Source organism: Rhodococcus sp. BL-253-APC-6A1W, assembly GCF_012843405.1.
Lineage (GTDB): Bacteria > Actinomycetota > Actinomycetes > Mycobacteriales > Mycobacteriaceae > Rhodococcus.
The window spans coordinates 1-15,158 of the sequence record NZ_JABAFB010000014.1 but is presented as its reverse complement, the minus strand read 5'-3'; the positions used below and the strand labels follow the sequence as shown (position 1 = coordinate 15,158).

15 protein-coding genes are annotated in these 15,158 nt (G+C 65.5%); 8 read left to right on the top strand and 7 right to left on the bottom strand.

Annotated features, from left to right (window positions below; all coding sequences use genetic code 11):
- Positions 1 to 22: 22 nt before the first annotated feature.
- Both HF877_RS18940 and HF877_RS18935 read left to right on the top strand, forming a co-directional pair.
- The gene (locus HF877_RS18940) at positions 23 to 445 is read left to right on the top strand and encodes a hypothetical protein (protein ID WP_169622749.1); all 423 of its coding nucleotides are present in this window, start codon (positions 23 to 25) and stop codon (positions 443 to 445) included.
- A 64-nt stretch (positions 446 to 509) separates the two neighbouring features.
- Positions 510 to 1,835, top strand: a complete 1,326-nt coding sequence (locus HF877_RS18935) for a diacylglycerol kinase family protein (RefSeq protein ID WP_169622748.1) — start codon at positions 510 to 512, stop codon at positions 1,833 to 1,835.
- Here the strand turns inward: HF877_RS18935 and HF877_RS18930 are convergent.
- Positions 1,822 to 2,292, bottom strand: coding sequence for a hypothetical protein (locus tag HF877_RS18930; RefSeq protein WP_169622747.1), 471 nt, complete (start codon positions 2,290 to 2,292; stop codon positions 1,822 to 1,824). The genes HF877_RS18935 and HF877_RS18930 overlap by 14 nt on opposite strands.
- A gap of 332 nt (positions 2,293 to 2,624) precedes the next feature.
- Between HF877_RS18930 and HF877_RS18925 the strand changes: the two genes are divergently transcribed.
- Both HF877_RS18925 and HF877_RS18920 read left to right on the top strand, forming a co-directional pair.
- Complete coding sequence (locus HF877_RS18925) at positions 2,625 to 3,602, top strand: ATP-binding cassette domain-containing protein (protein WP_169622746.1); 978 nt, start codon at positions 2,625 to 2,627, stop codon at positions 3,600 to 3,602.
- Positions 3,599 to 4,402: an ABC transporter permease gene (locus HF877_RS18920; protein WP_169622745.1), complete on the top strand. Its 804-nt coding sequence runs from the start codon at positions 3,599 to 3,601 to the stop codon at positions 4,400 to 4,402. Before HF877_RS18925 ends, HF877_RS18920 begins: the two co-directional genes overlap by 4 nt.
- Positions 4,403 to 4,465: 63 nt before the next feature.
- Here the strand turns inward: HF877_RS18920 and HF877_RS18915 are convergent, their stop codons facing one another.
- From HF877_RS18915 to kstD, 4 genes are read right to left on the bottom strand one after another with little or no spacing between them, the layout of a single operon-like run.
- Entirely contained in the window at positions 4,466 to 5,530 is a 1,065-nt protein-coding gene (locus HF877_RS18915) for an alpha/beta hydrolase (RefSeq protein WP_169622744.1), read from the bottom strand.
- Between the two features lie 33 nt (positions 5,531 to 5,563).
- Positions 5,564 to 7,309 (bottom strand): cholesterol oxidase substrate-binding domain-containing protein, encoded by a 1,746-nt coding sequence (locus HF877_RS18910; protein ID WP_169622743.1) that lies wholly within the window; start codon positions 7,307 to 7,309, stop codon positions 5,564 to 5,566.
- A 31-nt stretch (positions 7,310 to 7,340) separates the two neighbouring features.
- Entirely contained in the window at positions 7,341 to 8,201 is an 861-nt protein-coding gene (locus HF877_RS18905) for a MaoC/PaaZ C-terminal domain-containing protein (RefSeq protein WP_169622742.1), read from the bottom strand.
- 48 nt (positions 8,202 to 8,249) lie between these two features.
- On the bottom strand, positions 8,250 to 9,965 hold the full coding sequence (gene kstD, locus HF877_RS18900; protein WP_206037358.1) for a 3-oxosteroid 1-dehydrogenase: 1,716 nt from the start codon (positions 9,963 to 9,965) through the stop codon (positions 8,250 to 8,252).
- 261 nt (positions 9,966 to 10,226) lie between these two features.
- Here kstD and HF877_RS18895 point away from each other — a divergent pair, with 261 nt between their 5' ends.
- Together HF877_RS18895 and HF877_RS18890 are read left to right on the top strand one after the other, a co-directional pair.
- Positions 10,227 to 10,442, top strand: a complete 216-nt coding sequence (locus tag HF877_RS18895; RefSeq protein WP_206037367.1) for a hypothetical protein — start codon at positions 10,227 to 10,229, stop codon at positions 10,440 to 10,442.
- 242 nt (positions 10,443 to 10,684) lie between these two features.
- Complete coding sequence (locus tag HF877_RS18890; protein ID WP_169622739.1) at positions 10,685 to 11,410, top strand: dienelactone hydrolase family protein; 726 nt, start codon at positions 10,685 to 10,687, stop codon at positions 11,408 to 11,410.
- A gap of 6 nt (positions 11,411 to 11,416) precedes the next feature.
- Here HF877_RS18890 and HF877_RS18885 read toward each other — a convergent pair whose 3' ends face one another.
- Together HF877_RS18885 and HF877_RS18880 are read right to left on the bottom strand one after the other, a co-directional pair.
- Positions 11,417 to 11,773, bottom strand: coding sequence for a hypothetical protein (locus HF877_RS18885; protein ID WP_169622738.1), 357 nt, complete (start codon positions 11,771 to 11,773; stop codon positions 11,417 to 11,419).
- Between the two features lie 2 nt (positions 11,774 to 11,775).
- Positions 11,776 to 12,924 carry a Rieske 2Fe-2S domain-containing protein gene (locus tag HF877_RS18880; protein ID WP_169622737.1) on the bottom strand — a complete coding sequence of 383 codons (1,149 nt, stop codon included), beginning with the start codon at positions 12,922 to 12,924 and terminating at the stop codon, positions 11,776 to 11,778.
- A gap of 191 nt (positions 12,925 to 13,115) precedes the next feature.
- On the opposite strand from HF877_RS18880, the gene hsaA reads away from it, so the two are divergent.
- Positions 13,116 to 14,291: a 3-hydroxy-9,10-secoandrosta-1,3,5(10)-triene-9,17-dione monooxygenase oxygenase subunit gene (gene hsaA, locus HF877_RS18875; RefSeq protein WP_169622736.1), complete on the top strand. Its 1,176-nt coding sequence runs from the start codon at positions 13,116 to 13,118 to the stop codon at positions 14,289 to 14,291.
- 8 nt (positions 14,292 to 14,299) lie between these two features.
- Positions 14,300 to 15,158: 4,5:9,10-diseco-3-hydroxy-5,9,17-trioxoandrosta-1(10),2-diene-4-oate hydrolase (gene hsaD, locus HF877_RS18870; protein ID WP_169622735.1), on the top strand; the 859-nt coding region annotated here is incomplete at its 3' end.

Sequence of the window (15,158 nt, the reverse complement as noted above, 5' to 3'; positions counted from 1 at the left end):
CTCGCCTCCGAAAGGGACGACCATGTCCGAAGAAATGCGTGCGACCCGACGAGACCCCAGCGTGAAACAAGGCATTGCCGCGGGAACGTCGGTAGGTGCTGCCATCATCCTCGCGACACTCGGCGTGGTGTCCCTCCTGCAGGGAATCGCGGCGGTCGCGGAGGACGAAATCTTCGTCGTCGGTGTGGCCTACACCTACGAATTCGACGTCACGACGTGGGGCTGGATCCACATCGTGGTCGGTGCGCTGATGATCCTCATCGGTGCGGCGCTCTTCACGGGCGCCACCTGGGCACGCGTGACAGCCATCGTCATCGCGGCGATTTCCATCATCGTCAACTTCCTGTGGCTGCCGTACTACCCCTGGTGGTCCATTCTCATCATCGCGCTCGACGTGGTGGTCATCTGGGCAGTCTCCACCTGGAACCCGCGTACGTATGTGTAGGCGCATCCGGGCGGTTTAGCCGCACGGTCTCGGTGACCGCGCTCCGCGCGCCCGGAACTCGACGATGACCGCACCTGTGTACGAGTCCCACAACGGTTTCGCACTGTGGTGGGCACGCCTCGCCTGGATTCTTCTCGCGGCGGCCCTGGTCGTACCGATCGTGGTTGCGGGCCTGCGCGGGGCAGTGCTGTTCACGGTGACGAGCATCGCGGCCGTGGTGGTGGCCGTCGCTGCGGTGTACGGGTTTCTCACGTGGCGTGGTGTTCTCCGGCTGGCGGCGCTGGTGTCGGCGCTGTGCGCTCCGATCGTCGTGTTGGTCGTAATCGTGCGAGAACGCGAGTTGTGGGTGATTCCGCTCGAGGTGGCTCTCGTGCTCGCGGCATTCGGATCTGCCCGCGCCGCACTGAGGATCCGTGCTTCCGAATCCACGATGTCCGAATACCCCGCGGAGACTGTGCACCGGCCGTTCCTCGTGATGAACCCGCACTCCGGTGGTGGCAAAGTCGTTCGTTTCGACCTGCGACGACGTGCCGAGGAACTCGGTGCCGAGGTCGTAGTACTCGACGGGCCCGAATTCGTCGATGTCCAGGCGCTCGCGCGCCGGGCGGTGGCGCGGGGAGCCGATCTGCTCGGTGTTGCCGGTGGCGACGGCACCCAGGCTCTGGTCGCGGGAGTGGCTGCGGAACAAGGGATTCCGTTCTTGGTGATCAGTGCCGGCACACGCAACCACTTCGCGCTCGACCTCGGACTGGACAGGGAAGACCCCGTGGCCGGTCTCGAGGCGCTGCGCGACGGAGTCGAACTGCACGTCGACCTCGGGCACATCGACGGTCGGCCCTTCGTCAACAACGCGTCCTTCGGGGTCTACGCCGAGATCGTGGAAAGCCCGCACTACCGCGACGACAAGGCGAAGACCGTTCTCGACCTGTTGCCCGACCTGCTGGACACCAGCGCACACGGGGCATTGTGCGCACGTATCGACGGCACGGTCCTCGAGGGTCCACGCGCATTGCTCGTCAGCAACAATCCGTACACCACGGACGACCTGGTAGGGATGGGCCGGCGTCTTCGGCTCGATCGAGGCAGGCTCGGCGTGATCGCTCTGTCGGTGCAGGGGGCCGGCCAGATCGTCGGAGTTCTTCGCCGCGCGCGAACCAAAGGTCTCGTCCAGCGCACGGCCACGGAAGTCGTGGTGTTTTCGGGCGAACACGACATCGCGGTCGGTGTGGACGGGGAGTCGGTGCGGATGCCGTCGCCGGTGCGCTGCACCGTCGCCCCGGGTGCGTTACGCGTCCTCGTGCCCCGCGACCGGCCGGGGATGCGGATTCCCCGGCCGGTTCTGGATTGGGTACAGCTGTCCCGGTTGGCGCGTTCGACTACCAGACCGTGACGACGCCACCGCACGACGTGGTCGGGATGGCCCACAAAGGAATGCTGTTCACTGCGCTGACGGTGAATTCGACGTCGCCGGGGCCCGAACGCACATCGAAACGCGCCACTCCGCTGCCCGGATAGGCGACGGTGACGGAGTCGGTGAGGGTTCCGCGTGCACCCGTGTTGCGGTTGTGCCAGTCCAGGCGCACGTCGGACCGATATCCACCGGCGAAGAACCACAGGCTGGATACGTCGGGTAGGGACAGCTCGATCCTTCCCGGTTCGGTCTGCCATCCGAACAGCCGTGCCGGCGCATACGGCTGGTCCACGATGTAAGGGCTCACGCCCCAGCAGCGGTTCATCGGAATCGGAGTCTCGGCAGCAGCTGTTCCGGCGCCCACGCCGAGTCCGGTGAACATGCCTGCGGCAACGAGAGCGGAAGCGGCGGTGCGTCGGAGGAATCGTACGGTCATACAGGTCCCCTTCTCCTGGAATGAGCGTTCAGTAGAGCACGCGATTTGATTCCGCGCCAGCGATTTCGGGCGGTGATCGGCCCTGACGCCCGGTTTCCGTCGCGGGGCAGGACGCTGCTTACCCACCTGTGCTGGGCGACGTGCCCCAACCTTCGAATTCACGCGTACCTCACCCCGAACAGTCCGGGTTCGCACCTCGGGCGGTCGGTGCATCGGGTACTGCCGGAGCAGCCGATTCCGAAAGTGTGCGATTTCTGCGATGAGAAAACCGGTCGAAACGTGTCGGTCCTGTAGTGCAGACTGACGACGCAACCACCAGTCAGGGAGGACTCATGGCCGACGCCATAGTCGCAGAAGGACTGATCAAGACCTACGGAGATGTCAAAGCCCTCGACGGCATCGACCTCCGGGTGCCCGAAGGGACGGTCACGGCGCTGCTCGGTCCCAACGGGGCAGGCAAGACGACGACGGTCCGGGTACTGACCACTTTGATCGTGCCCGATGCCGGTAGCGCGCGGGTAGCGGGCTTCGACGTCGTGAACGACGCCCGCGCACTCCGCTCCCACATCGGAGCATCGGGGCAGTATGCGGCGGTGGACGAATACCTCACCGGTTTCGAGAACCTCGAGATGGTCGGCAGGCTCTACCACCTGGGCGTCAAACGCAGCAGGGAGAGAGCGCGCGAACTGCTCGCGCAGTTCGACCTCGAAGAGGCAGGAGATCGCCCGGTCAAGGGCTATTCGGGAGGTATGCGCCGACGTCTCGACCTCGCCGGCGCGCTGGTCGCCGAACCGCCGGTGCTCTTCCTCGACGAGCCCACCACCGGCCTGGACCCCCGGGCGCGGCTCGGATTGTGGGAGGTCATCGACACGCTTGTGGCGCGTGGCACCACGCTCCTGCTCACCACCCAGTACATGGACGAAGCCGAGCGCCTCGCCGACGACATCGCGGTGATCGACCGCGGCAAGGTCATCGCGCGCGGTGATGCGGACGAACTCAAGAGCCAGGTGGGTGGTGAACGCATCGAAATCGGTGTGCCCGATGCCGGAGACCAGCAAGTCGCATGCCGCGAACTCGCCTCGGTCGCGTCGGGTGAGATCCAGCTCGATTCGGGAACCGGAACGCTCACCGTCCCCCTGAGTGGCGCGGGGGGCGGGGCGGGCGCCGAAGCCCTCGTCGCGGCGCTGGGGAAGCTCGCGGTGGCGGGCGTTCGCGTGACCGATGTGGCACTGCGAAAGCCGACACTCGACGACGTGTTCCTCACCCTGACGGGCCACGAGGCAGAGAAGACAGAGGAGGCGGCGCAGTGAATTCGGTACAGCTGGTCACATCGGACGGCCTCACCATAGCCAAGCGCAACATGATCAAGATCAAGCGTGTGCCCGATCTCATCGTGTTCACGATGCTCTCGCCGATCATGTTCGTGCTGCTGTTCGCCTACGTGTTCGGTAGCGCGATCGACATTCCCGGAATGTCGTATCGCGAATTCCTCATCGCCGGCATCTTCACTCAGACGGTGATCTTCGGGTCCACGTGGACCGGTCTGGGAATGGTCGAAGACCTGCAGAAAGGCATCATCGATCGGTTCCGGTCGCTGCCCATGGCACCCTCGGCCGTCCTGATCGGACGGACGACCACGGACGTGCTCATCAACGTGGTCAGCCTCGTGGTGATGTCGCTGACCGGTCTGGTGGTGGGGTGGAGGATCCACTCGTCCTTCGGGGAGGCCGTAGCGGGTTACCTTCTGTTGCTGCTGTTCGCCTACGCGTTGTCGTGGGTGATGGCCGTGGTCGGAATGTGGGTCCGGACGCCCGAGGTGTTCAACAACGCGAGCTTCATGGTGATCTTCCCGTTGTCGTTCGTCGCGAACACCTTCGTCGATCCGTCGTCCATGCCGCCTGTCCTCCGCACGATCGCCGAGTGGAATCCGCTGTCGGCACTCACGCAGGCCGTGCGAAACCTGTTCGGGAACACCAACCCGATGGTTCCGCCGCCGGACGTCTGGCCGCTGCAGAATCCGATCCTCGCGTCGCTCCTGTGGACGGCGCTGATACTGATCGTGTTCGTACCGTTCGCGATCTACCGGTATCAGAAAGCGGTCAGCCGCTGAGTTTTCCGGTGCACCGAGTTTCCAGTGGATCGGGTATCCCGCAGGACGCTCGCGGTGGTGGAATCAGCGTGCTTGGCGAGTTGCCCAGTCGTTGATCGCCACCGCGAACTCCGCCGAGACGGGGAGCAATGCCACCACGTCGGCGGGGCTCGGAGGCAGCGGGCCGAGTTCTTCGAGGCTGTGGTTCGCGGTAGCGAAGTGCTCGAACTGCAGGTCGGTGTGCTCGAGAGACCGTCGCAGCGGATCGACCTGTGCGCAGCTGATGTTGAGATCCTTGTCCGAGCAAGTGAGCAGCACCGGTGTATCCGCCGCCAGTCCCGCGGCCAGCGCGGCTGGATCGAGCCTGTCCGCCTCGGCGAGGAACTTGGCGTTGGCCTCGTTCAACCCGAGTTGCGCAACCAGAGGATGCTGGTCCGCAGGTACGGTACCTGTGGCGCGCAGCGATTCCACGGTCCGCGGCACGTCGGCACGCACCGCTTCGGCCTGGTCCGGGCTCAGCTGCCCGGACTCTGCCACGGCGGTGATCTGTGCCGACAGCAGGTCGAGATAGCGCATCGGGAGGGGCTGGAGAAGCCCGAACCCGTCACCGATTCCCCTGTCGGCGAGAGCGAGTGCGGTCAGGCCGCCTTCGCTGTGCCCGAGGACGAGGACGTCCGACGTGGCGAATCCCGTCCGGGTGGCGAGCAGGTCGGCTGCGGCCGCGGCGTGATCGACCTGGTCGACGAAACCGTACTCGCCGACGGTCTCCGCTGTGAACTTTCCGAGCCCTGTGTCGCCGGCCCCGATCTTGTCGAATCGAAGGCTGGCGATTCCTTGGGCTGCAAGCGAATCGGCGACCCTCAGCAGCACATCGGAGGATGCGACCCCCGGCTGATTGCCGTTGCGATCGGTCGGACCGCTACCGGGCAGCAACAACGCAGCACCGGTGGTGGCGCCGTTCGGGAGTCGGAGACTGCCGTGGAACGTACTGCCGTCGGCGTCGAAGGTTACTGCGGTGTCGTCCCCCGAGGGCAGGATGACCGAACCGGTGTCGGGCAGCGCCGACGCCGTTCCGGCGAGCGTCACCCCGCCTCCCAGCACCAAGATCGGTACCGCTACCGCACCAGCCCACCGCCGCAGATTCCGCATGGGGCAGAACATTAGCAAAGCTGACGAGACCGGTCAGGGCAGCAACGTGTCGATGAAGCTGTTGCTGTAGACGCGATGAGGATCCAGCCGGTTGAACACCGCTCGTGCCGAATCCCAATTGTCCTCGGACGGAACGCCTTCGCGATAGGTGTCGGGCAGGCTCTGGGAGACGATGGTCGCATCGGTGTACGGCAGGTCCGGGCCGAATGCCCACCCTTTCGACCATTCCGGCCGGAACGTCGAATCTTCGCCGTTGTACCGCTGTCTCATCCACTGTTCCATTTCGCGGTAGAACGCGAACATGCCGGGTGTTCCGGGCACACCCAGCACATTGAGCCAGATGGCTGTGTCCCACTCCGGGTGGTCGGGGCGCGGACGCGTCGACGCGAGCGTCGGTGACCCGGCGGACGGCACGAGAACATCTTCCGGCCGGTCCAGACCACAACAGCGGATCTCCACCGGCCCGTTGAGCGGGTACTGCCCGAGCGCGCGGTAGTGCTCGATCCGCTCCTGGAACCAGTGCGTGAAGTCGTGAATCACGGTGGCGATATTGGCGCGATCGGTGAGTACGGCGCCCCCGCCCTCGGTGAGACGCAGTGTCGTCGCTTTGATGTAGAACTGCAGGTCCTTCGACCATCCCCAGATATCGGACGACGCCGTCGCCGCCAATCCCGCGACCGTCACACCGTAATAGGTCTGCCCGAACGCCGGGGCGATCGCGGTGTTGCCGGCCGTCAACTGGCCCAGCAGATCGGTGATCGGCTCCGGGACGTTGTCGGAGAACGGATAGTTGTACGGCCCGTGTACTTCTCGGGACGAGGCCGGCTTCTCGGGAGCGAGAGACCAGACTTTCAGCCACGGCTTGTCGGTGAAGGGGTACCAGATGGCCTCGGCGCGCCCGGTACTGCGCACGAACGACTCGAAGGTGCGGCCCTGGGCGCCGGGGAGAGAGAACAACTCGTCCCACGGGATGTCGGTGAAGCTCTGACAGCGCATGCGGTAGTTCGGTCCCGCCTGCAGGGTCACGGAGGTGACGAACGTGCGGCCCAGATGGCACAGCAACGGCGAGATATCGGGATCGGCGCGGGTGAACGTGCGCAACGAATACGCGCTTCCGTCCCATACGACGGCGGTGAGCTCGGTGACGTGGTTGCTCAACGACCCGAAGGTGTGTCCGGGCTCGGTGGATTCGCCGTCGGCCGGTAGAGCAGCTCCGTGTGCGTTGACGGCGAGCGAACCGGCAATCGTGAGGACTCCGGGTGCGGGGAGATTCGCCCAGCCGAGGCCGTGCTGTTGAAGTGCCGTCGTGATGGCGTCGAGTGTGGCGCCGGGACCTGCCGTCACCGTGGGGGGAGAACTTCCGGGATCAACGTCCACCCAGTCGAGGTGGGCGATGGTGTCGGCGAGGATCACCCGGTCGATGGGTGCGCCGTTGACGACCGTCAGCGGCGTCCAGCCGTGCATCGCGCCCCGCGGCCGGATCGTGTAGCCGTTCTGGTGGCCCCAATTGACCAGCTGAACAACATCATCCGGTGTTCGCGGCGCACAGGTCCAGATTGCGTCCAGCATGATCTCTTTGGACCAGTTCTGGTACGCCTGCTGGTACAGGGCGATGCCCTCGGGAAAGGAGGGCGGTGCCGGAAGGGTGCTCGCGGCCGAACCCGAAGGGACTGCGTGGACGGGCGTCCAGCCGCCCAGTGCGGTGGCCGCGATGGCTCCGGCGCCCACAGCAAGGAAGCCACGCCGGGACAGGGACGGCGACGCATCTCGAATTGCCATGTGTGTGTTTACTTTCCCCAGGGTTATGTTGTCACGACACGGTCAGGACGACATCGGCCAATGCCGGCGCGAAGTCACGCTCGACCACCGAGGCGGTCGCAAGCTTGAGGGACCCTTCGTCCCAGACCCGTATGCGAAGGGTCTCCCCGGGGAACACCACGCCGGCGAACCGTGCCCGGAAACCGGCGACTCGGGCGGCGTCCGCATCGAGGAGCCGGTCGGTGACGGCTTTGCACACGATTCCGTAGGTGCACAGCCCGTGCAGGATCGGAGCGGGGAAGCCGGCGGCCGCCGCGAACTCGGGATCGGAATGCAGGGGATTGCGGTCCCCGCACAACCGGTACAGCAGCGCCTGTTGCGGAAGAGTTGGGACATCGATCTCGGCATCCGGTTCCCGGTCGGGAAGCTCCACCGACTCGGACGGTCCGCGTTCTCCGCCGAATCCACCTTCACCGCGCGCAAAGATCGACGATCGGGCCGTCCACAGAGGATTACCGTCGGGGTCTTCTGTGGTGGATTCCTGCACGATCACGGCGGCCTTGCCCTTGTCCCACACCTCGGAGATGCGGGTGACGGTGCGGCCTTTGCCCGACGGCGGGATGGGCGCGTGCACGAGCACTTCCTGACTGCCGTGCACGACCTTGGCGAGATCGATCTCGATTCCGGGAAAGGACACCTTCGGCGGTTCGATCTGGTGGAACGTGGCCGCGACCGTCGCGAACGTGGGCAGCGCCTGCGGTGCGTGGTCCCCGAGATATCGCAGTTCGCCGGCGTCGGTGGGCCGGGATCCGGCACCGAGACCGAGGTTGTAGAGCTGGATGTCGCTGCTCGACCAGGAGAATTCCTGGGCGGGCAACTCGGCGCCGAGTGCGACGGCGGGGTCGATGGGCACGCGATGTTGTCCTTTCGCGAATACGGCGGCGCGGTGGCCCGGTATCGGTCAGCGGCTTTCGGCGGGTTCGGTCAGTTCGTCGTCGACGGGGTCACCGTGATCGGAGTCGAGGATGTCGAGGACTGCCAGATATCCGAAGGTCATCGCGGGGCCGATCGTTGCCCCCGGCCCGGCGTACGTGTGTCCCATGACGGGTGAACCGACGTTGCCCGTCGCGTAGAGCCCCGCGATCACGGTGCCGTCCTCGCGCAGCACCCGCGCGTGGACGTCGGTGACGAGGCCGCCCTTGGTGCCGAGATCGCCGGGCACGACCTTGAACGCGTAGAACGGCGCCTTGTCGACGACGCCGAGGCTCGGGTTGGGCTTGTTGCGGGGATCGCCGTAGTAGTGGTCGTATTCCGACTCGCCGCGGCCGAAGTCCTCGTCTTTACCGGCACGCGCGAAACCGTTGAACCGTTCGACGGTGTCGGTGAGCGCTGCGGCAGGGACGCCGATCTTCTCGGCGAGTTCGCTGATCGAGCCGGCCTTGACGAGCACTCCTGCCTTCTCCCAGCGGCCGGGAAAGGGCGTTCGCGGGGTGATACCGGCGAAGGTGTACCGATCGCGGTAGCGCTGATCGAGGATGAGCCAACTCGGAATGTTCTCCCCGGGTCCGTCGCCACGGCCGTACTTCCCGCCGTACATCGCGTGTGTCGCCTCGACATAGGGCGCGGACTCGTTCACGAATCGTTTTCCGGCACTGTTGACCATCATGCAGCCGGGCAGGCTTCGTTCCGACAGGGCGAACCACGGACCGCCGGTGAGCGGGAAGGACGGACCCCACCACGCGTCGTCCATGAAGTCCACTGCAGCCCCGAGCTTTTGGCCCGCCAGGATTCCGTCGCCGGTGTTGGCTTTGGCTCCCACCGTCCATTCGGTGCCGATCGGCGCGCGCTGGTACTTCTTGCGCATCTCCTCGTTGTGCTCGAACCCGCCGCTGGCGAGGATCACGCCCTTGCGGGCACGGATGATCTGCTGCTCGCCGTGCGCGTCGACGGTCACCCCGCGCACCACACCGTCCTCGACGAACAGGTCGGTCAGCGCGGTATCGAGGAGCAACGGAACGCCGGCGTCCCGCAGACCGATGCGCAGGCCGGCCATCAGCGCCTGGCCGCGCACCAGAAGGTGCTTCTTGGTGATGTTGGCCCACACGAATCGCGCTCCGACCCGAACGGCACGGAGGGGTCCGCGGGGGTTGCGCACCAGCAGGTTCAGCCATTTGTAATCGGCCTGGGTGATGACGAAGTTCTTCGGGGCGCGCGCGTAATCGGGCTCGAGCAAAGCGAGATCGTCGCCGAGGCGGCGGCCGTCGAACGGTGTCGGCTCCACCGAGCGCCCCCCTGCTCGCCCGCCGGGCGCCTCCGGGTAGTAATCGGAATAGCCTGGAACCCATTGCAATTCGAGCGCACTGTGCTTCTGCACGAACGACAGCATCTCGGGCCCGCGATCGATGTAGGTATCGATCTTCTCGGCGGGCACGACATCGCCGATGATGCTGTGGAGGTACGTGCGAGCGGCCTCGGGAGTGTCCTGCACGCCGGCGGCCGCGAGGGCGTCGTTGTTGGGAATCCACACGCCGCCGCCGGAGCGGGCGCTCGATCCGCCGTACCGGGATGCCTTCTCGATCAGGACGACACTCGACCCCTTGCGGGCAGCTGTGATCGCGGCGGTCATTCCGCCGGCGCCACTGCCGACGACGACAATGTCGTATTCCTGATTGCTCATGTAGAACACGTTATAGAACGAGGGGGTGTGGAGTCCATCTTTTCTGTACAACCCCACTGCCGGTACAGAGAGCGGCGACCGGAACGCGTTCCAGTATCGACGGCGGAAGCCGGGTGCAGGGGACCGTCTCGAACCGGTGGAGACGGGGGCGTCGCCGAATGGCGCCGTATGACCGGATTGACCGCTTGGCGGACATAGGGAGGTTTGTTCGTTTCCGAGGTGGGTATCCGCAGCCGTCCGAACCCTCGGACACATCATCGACTGCGAGGTGGAGCCGTGCGTTTGTTGACTCTCTTGGTGCTGGTCTGGCTGGTGATCGGGGCCGTCGCTGGGTGGCAGCGAGGCTACTTCGAGGATTCCCCGCAGAACTGCAGCAGCCTGGCAACGGTGGCAACCACCGTCGTAGCAGGTCCGCTCAACTATGTGGGTGTGAACCCGCAGGTCCAGTGCGAGGGAATGCCCGAGCCCAGCCAGTAGGCCGGTGGGGGACGGCGACCGAACGACGTGTTCTGCCCGTCCACTGTTCCGAACGGTCACTGTTCCGAACAGCCACTGTGAAGTGATATCTCGACACATCCCCGGCGAACTCTTTCGCCGGGGATGTGTGCGTTGGGTTGTGCCCCAGGACAAGATGCGGGCGGGGGACGGCGAGGGGCCCTTTATCTTTGCCGGGCTGAATACCGCACGATCGGGCCGGGCGCTCGCTACAGTCCGAATTCATGACGATCGCCACGCGTACGGTCGAGTATCCGGCGGACGGCCTGACGATGGTCGGACACCTGGCTCTGCCGAGCGGTGCCGACCTCCGGCCTGCGGTCCTGATCGGACCGGAAGGGCCAGGGCTGAACGACTTCCAGTGGCTGCGGGCCGACGCCCTCGCCGAACTCGGCTACGTCGCTTTCGCTTTCGATCACAACGGTGGGCGCTGGTTCTCCGACCCGGCGGAGATGCTCGCGTACCTGACACCCTTGCTCGCGGACCCCGGCCGGATGCTGGCCATGGGCCGGGCGGCGCTGGATGTGGTGCGCGCGGAGCCACGGACCGATCCGGAGCGGATCGCGGCGGTCGGCTACGGCACCGGCGGTGCGATCGCGCTGGAACTGGGGCGTGACGGCGCGGACCTGCGCGCGATCGGAACGATCAACGCGCTGACCACCGGAAGGCCCGGCGGGGCGACGCGCATCCGGTGCCCGGTGTGGGCCGGGGTGGGATCGGAGGATCCGATCATGCCGCCGGCGCAGCGGGATGCGTTCGCGGCCGAGATGCAGGACGCGGGCGTCGACTGGCGCCTGGTGGTCTACGGCGGTGCGTTGCATGCCTTCCATCACCCGACGGACGGGCAGGTCGTACTTCCCGGCGTCGGTTACCATGCGCGCCACGCGGACCGGGCGTGGCGCGACATCGTGGCCCTGCTCGACGAGTGCGTGCCCGTCGCGCGAGAGTGACGCCTTCTACGACGCGTCGGGAATGTTGATCGTTCCGTCGAGCACCGCCTGATCGATGGAAGCCTGCAACTGCGGGCACCCTTCGCGGGGGCTGATCGACGCACCGGGGACTACGCCGGAGTCGCGGAAGGTGGGGCACACCGCGTCGGGATTCTCCTGCCACTGCACGCTGGTGTGTTTGTAGCTGTTCTTACGCACCAGCACACACGTGCCGCACCGGCGACATCTCACCTCGTGCTGACCGGAATCGAGATAGTTGATCTTGTCGATTGCGGTCTGGGTGGCGATGGCCTCGACCCGATCGGGCCGATCGGCGAAATCCGGTGACTTCGCCCATCTTCTCTGCCGGGTCGAGGAACTCATCGTCAGACCTCGGCTTCCTGCTTGCCGGACTTCTCTTCTGCCGACTTGCGCGCCAGATTCTCGGCGACCTCTTTTTCCCAGGACTCGTTGGCCTTGGCGGTGTCGACCTCGAATTCGAAACGGCCCGTCATCTTTTCGGTGACATCGGCGACGTCGACATAGAACTGCTCATACCAGCGACGGAGCTGGTAGACGGGGCCGTCCTCGTCGCACAGCAAGGGGTTCTCGATCTTGGTCTTGTTCTTCCAGATCTCCACGTCCTGGAGGAAACCTTCGCCGATCCCCTCGGTGAACTTTGCCGCCAGCTTGTCCGACTGCTCGTCGGACATCCCGGTCGGCTTCTTCACGATGATGCCGTACTGCAGCATGAACGAGTCGTGCGTCACGGGGTAGTGGCAGTTGATCAGTACCGACTCGACGTTGTATCCGCCGTAGCTGTTGGTCATCGGGTTGATCATGTACGAGGGGCCGTAGTACGCGGCGTACGACTCGAGCGTCGATTCGATCCCGTACTGCGTCGACATCCCCTTGTCGGGCCGGCCGCGCGTGTTGAGGTACTGCTCCGCGATATGGCCTTCGAACACGTTCTTGAAGAAGGTCGGGAACGCGAAGTGGATGTAGTAGAAGTGCGCCATATCCACGACGTTGTCGATGATCTCCCGGCAGTTGGCGCCCTCGATGAGGATCTGGTTCCAGGTCCAGTCCGTCCATTCGCCCGTGCCGTGGTGCTCGATGTCGGGAATCGTGACCTCGGTGGGCGGCGGATTACCCTCGGGGTCGTTCCACACGAACAACTGGCCGTGCTTGACCATCGTGGTCCAGGCGCGGGTGCGTGCCAGCGGGGGAACTCGGCGCGAATACGGGATCTCGGTGCACTTGCCGTTGCCACCCCAGCGCCAGTCGTGGAACGGGCACGCCACCGAGTCGCCCTTGATCTCGCCCTGGGTGAGGTCACCGCCCATGTGGCGGCAGTAGCCGTCGAGCACGTTCAGTTCGCCCTTGCTGTCGGCCCAGACCACCAGTTTGGTGCCGAAGGCTTCGACGGCGTGAGGACGCCCGTCGGCGAACGTCCTGCTGAGCCCGAGGCAATGCCAGCCCCGGGCGAACCGTGTCCGGGCTTCTCCGATGTCGATCTCGCGAATCTGCGCCATGTCAGCTCACTTCCTTCCGCAATCTCCTGTTAGAACACGTTATAGAATTCTGGCCTCGAGGGGAAGTGAACCGGGACTTTGGTCCTGAGTGTTTGGGGGTGTATGCGCTGATCTCCCGATCCTCGACACGAATAGGAACATGTTCTAGTCTCGGTACAAGCGATCAATTCCTGAACAGACGGGAGCGTCCAGTGGGTGACCACGACAGTCACGAGGTACTGCAGCGGATCGACGCACTGCTGCCCACCCTGCGCGAACGCGCGCAGGAGGCCGAGGATCTGCGCCGCGTCCCGGATGATTCGGTCAAGGCACTTCAGGAAGCCGGCTTCTTCCGGTTGCTGCAACCGGCGCAGTGGGGCGGGTACGAAGCGGACCCGGTGACCTTCTACACCGCGGTACGCAACATCGCGAGTGCGTGCGGTTCCACCGGGTGGGTTTCCGGCATCATCGGCGTGCACAACTGGCACCTGGCGTTGTTCGGCCAGGAGGCGCAGGAAGAGGTGTGGGGCGACGATCCCGACGTCCGGATCTCCTCGTCCTACGCCCCGATGGGCGCGGGTGAAGTGGTCGACGGCGGTTACAAGGTCAACGGTGCGTGGGCGTGGTCGTCCGGCTGCGACCACGCGAGCTGGGTGGTCGTCGGCGGTCCCGTGATCAAGGACGGGCGTCCCGTCGACTTCGGCAGCTTCCTGATCCCGCGATCCGAGTACGAGATCGACGACGTGTGGAACGTGGTGGGCCTGCGTGGCACGGGTTCGAACACCATCGTCGTCAAGGACGTCGTGGTGCCCCGCCATCGATTCCTGAGCTTCAGGGCGATGAACGAACTCGCCTCACCCGGTCTCGAGCAGAATACTGCTCCCGTCTACAAGATGCCGTGGGGCACAATTCATCCCACAACCATTTCGGCGCCGATCGTCGGCATGGCGTACGGAGCGTACGACGCGCACGTCGAGCACCAGGGCAAGCGTGTGCGCGCCGCCTACGCGGGTGAGAAGGCGAAGGACGACCCGTTCGCGAAGATCCGTATCGCCGAGGCGTCGAGCGACATCGATGCCGCGTGGCGTCAGCTCTCGGGCAACGTCGCGGACGAATACGCGTGCCTCCTGCGCGGCGAAGACGTTCCGATGGAGATCCGCCTGCGGGCACGCCGCGACCAGGTCCGCGCGACCGGCCGGGCCATCGCCTCGATCGACCGGCTCTTCGAGAACTCCGGCGCCACCGCGCTCGCCAACGGGACGCCGATTCAGCGTTTCTGGCGCGACGCCCACGCCGGCCGGGTGCATGCCGCCAACGACGCCGAGCGCGCGTACGTGATGTTCGGCGCCGCCGAGTTCGGTCTCCCGCTCACCGACACGATGGTCTAGGAACGCCTGTGACTGCAACAGAAGAGCTCACCTACGAGTCCACCTCCCGTTTCGCGCAGGTGCGCGACGATCTGCGCCTGCACTATCACGAGGCGGGCGTCGGTCACGACACCACGATCGTGTTGCTGCACGGTGGCGGCCCGGGCGCGTCCTCGTGGTCGAACTTCGCCAAGAACATTCCGGTACTCGCACGGCGATTCCACGTAATCGCCGTCGACCAGCCGGGTTACGGACGTTCGGACAAGCCCACCGAGCATCCGCAGTACTTCGTGCACAGCGCGTCGGCGCTGGCCGATCTGCTCGACACCCTCGGCATCACCGATCGAGTGCACCTGCTGGGCAATTCGCTCGGCGGCGGCGCGGCGGTGCGGTTCGCACTCGACTATCCCGATCGCGCCGGGAGGCTCGTGCTGATGGGCCCCGGGGGCCTGAGCGTCAACCTGTTCGCGCCCGATCCCACCGAGGGCGTGAAGAACCTCGGCAAGTTCGGCTACCAGCCCACCCGCGAGAACCTCGAAGCCTTCCTGCGGATCATGGTGTTCGACCAGTCGTTGATCACACCCGAACTCGTCGAGGAGCGATTCGCTGCCGCGAGCACACCGGAATCGCTGGCCGCTGCGAAAGCCATGGGCAAGTCCTTCTCCAGCGGAGAGTTCGAGAAGGGCATGCTGTGGCGCGACGCCTACAGGCTGCGCCAGCGCGTCCTTCTCATCTGGGGCCGGGAAGACCGGGTCAACCCGCTCGACGGCGCGCTGGTCGCACTGAAGATGATTCCCCGCGCGCAACTGCACGTGTTCGGCGGCTGCGGCCACTGGGCGCAACTCGAGAAGTTCGACGAATTCAACAAGCTGACCGTGGACTTTCTGA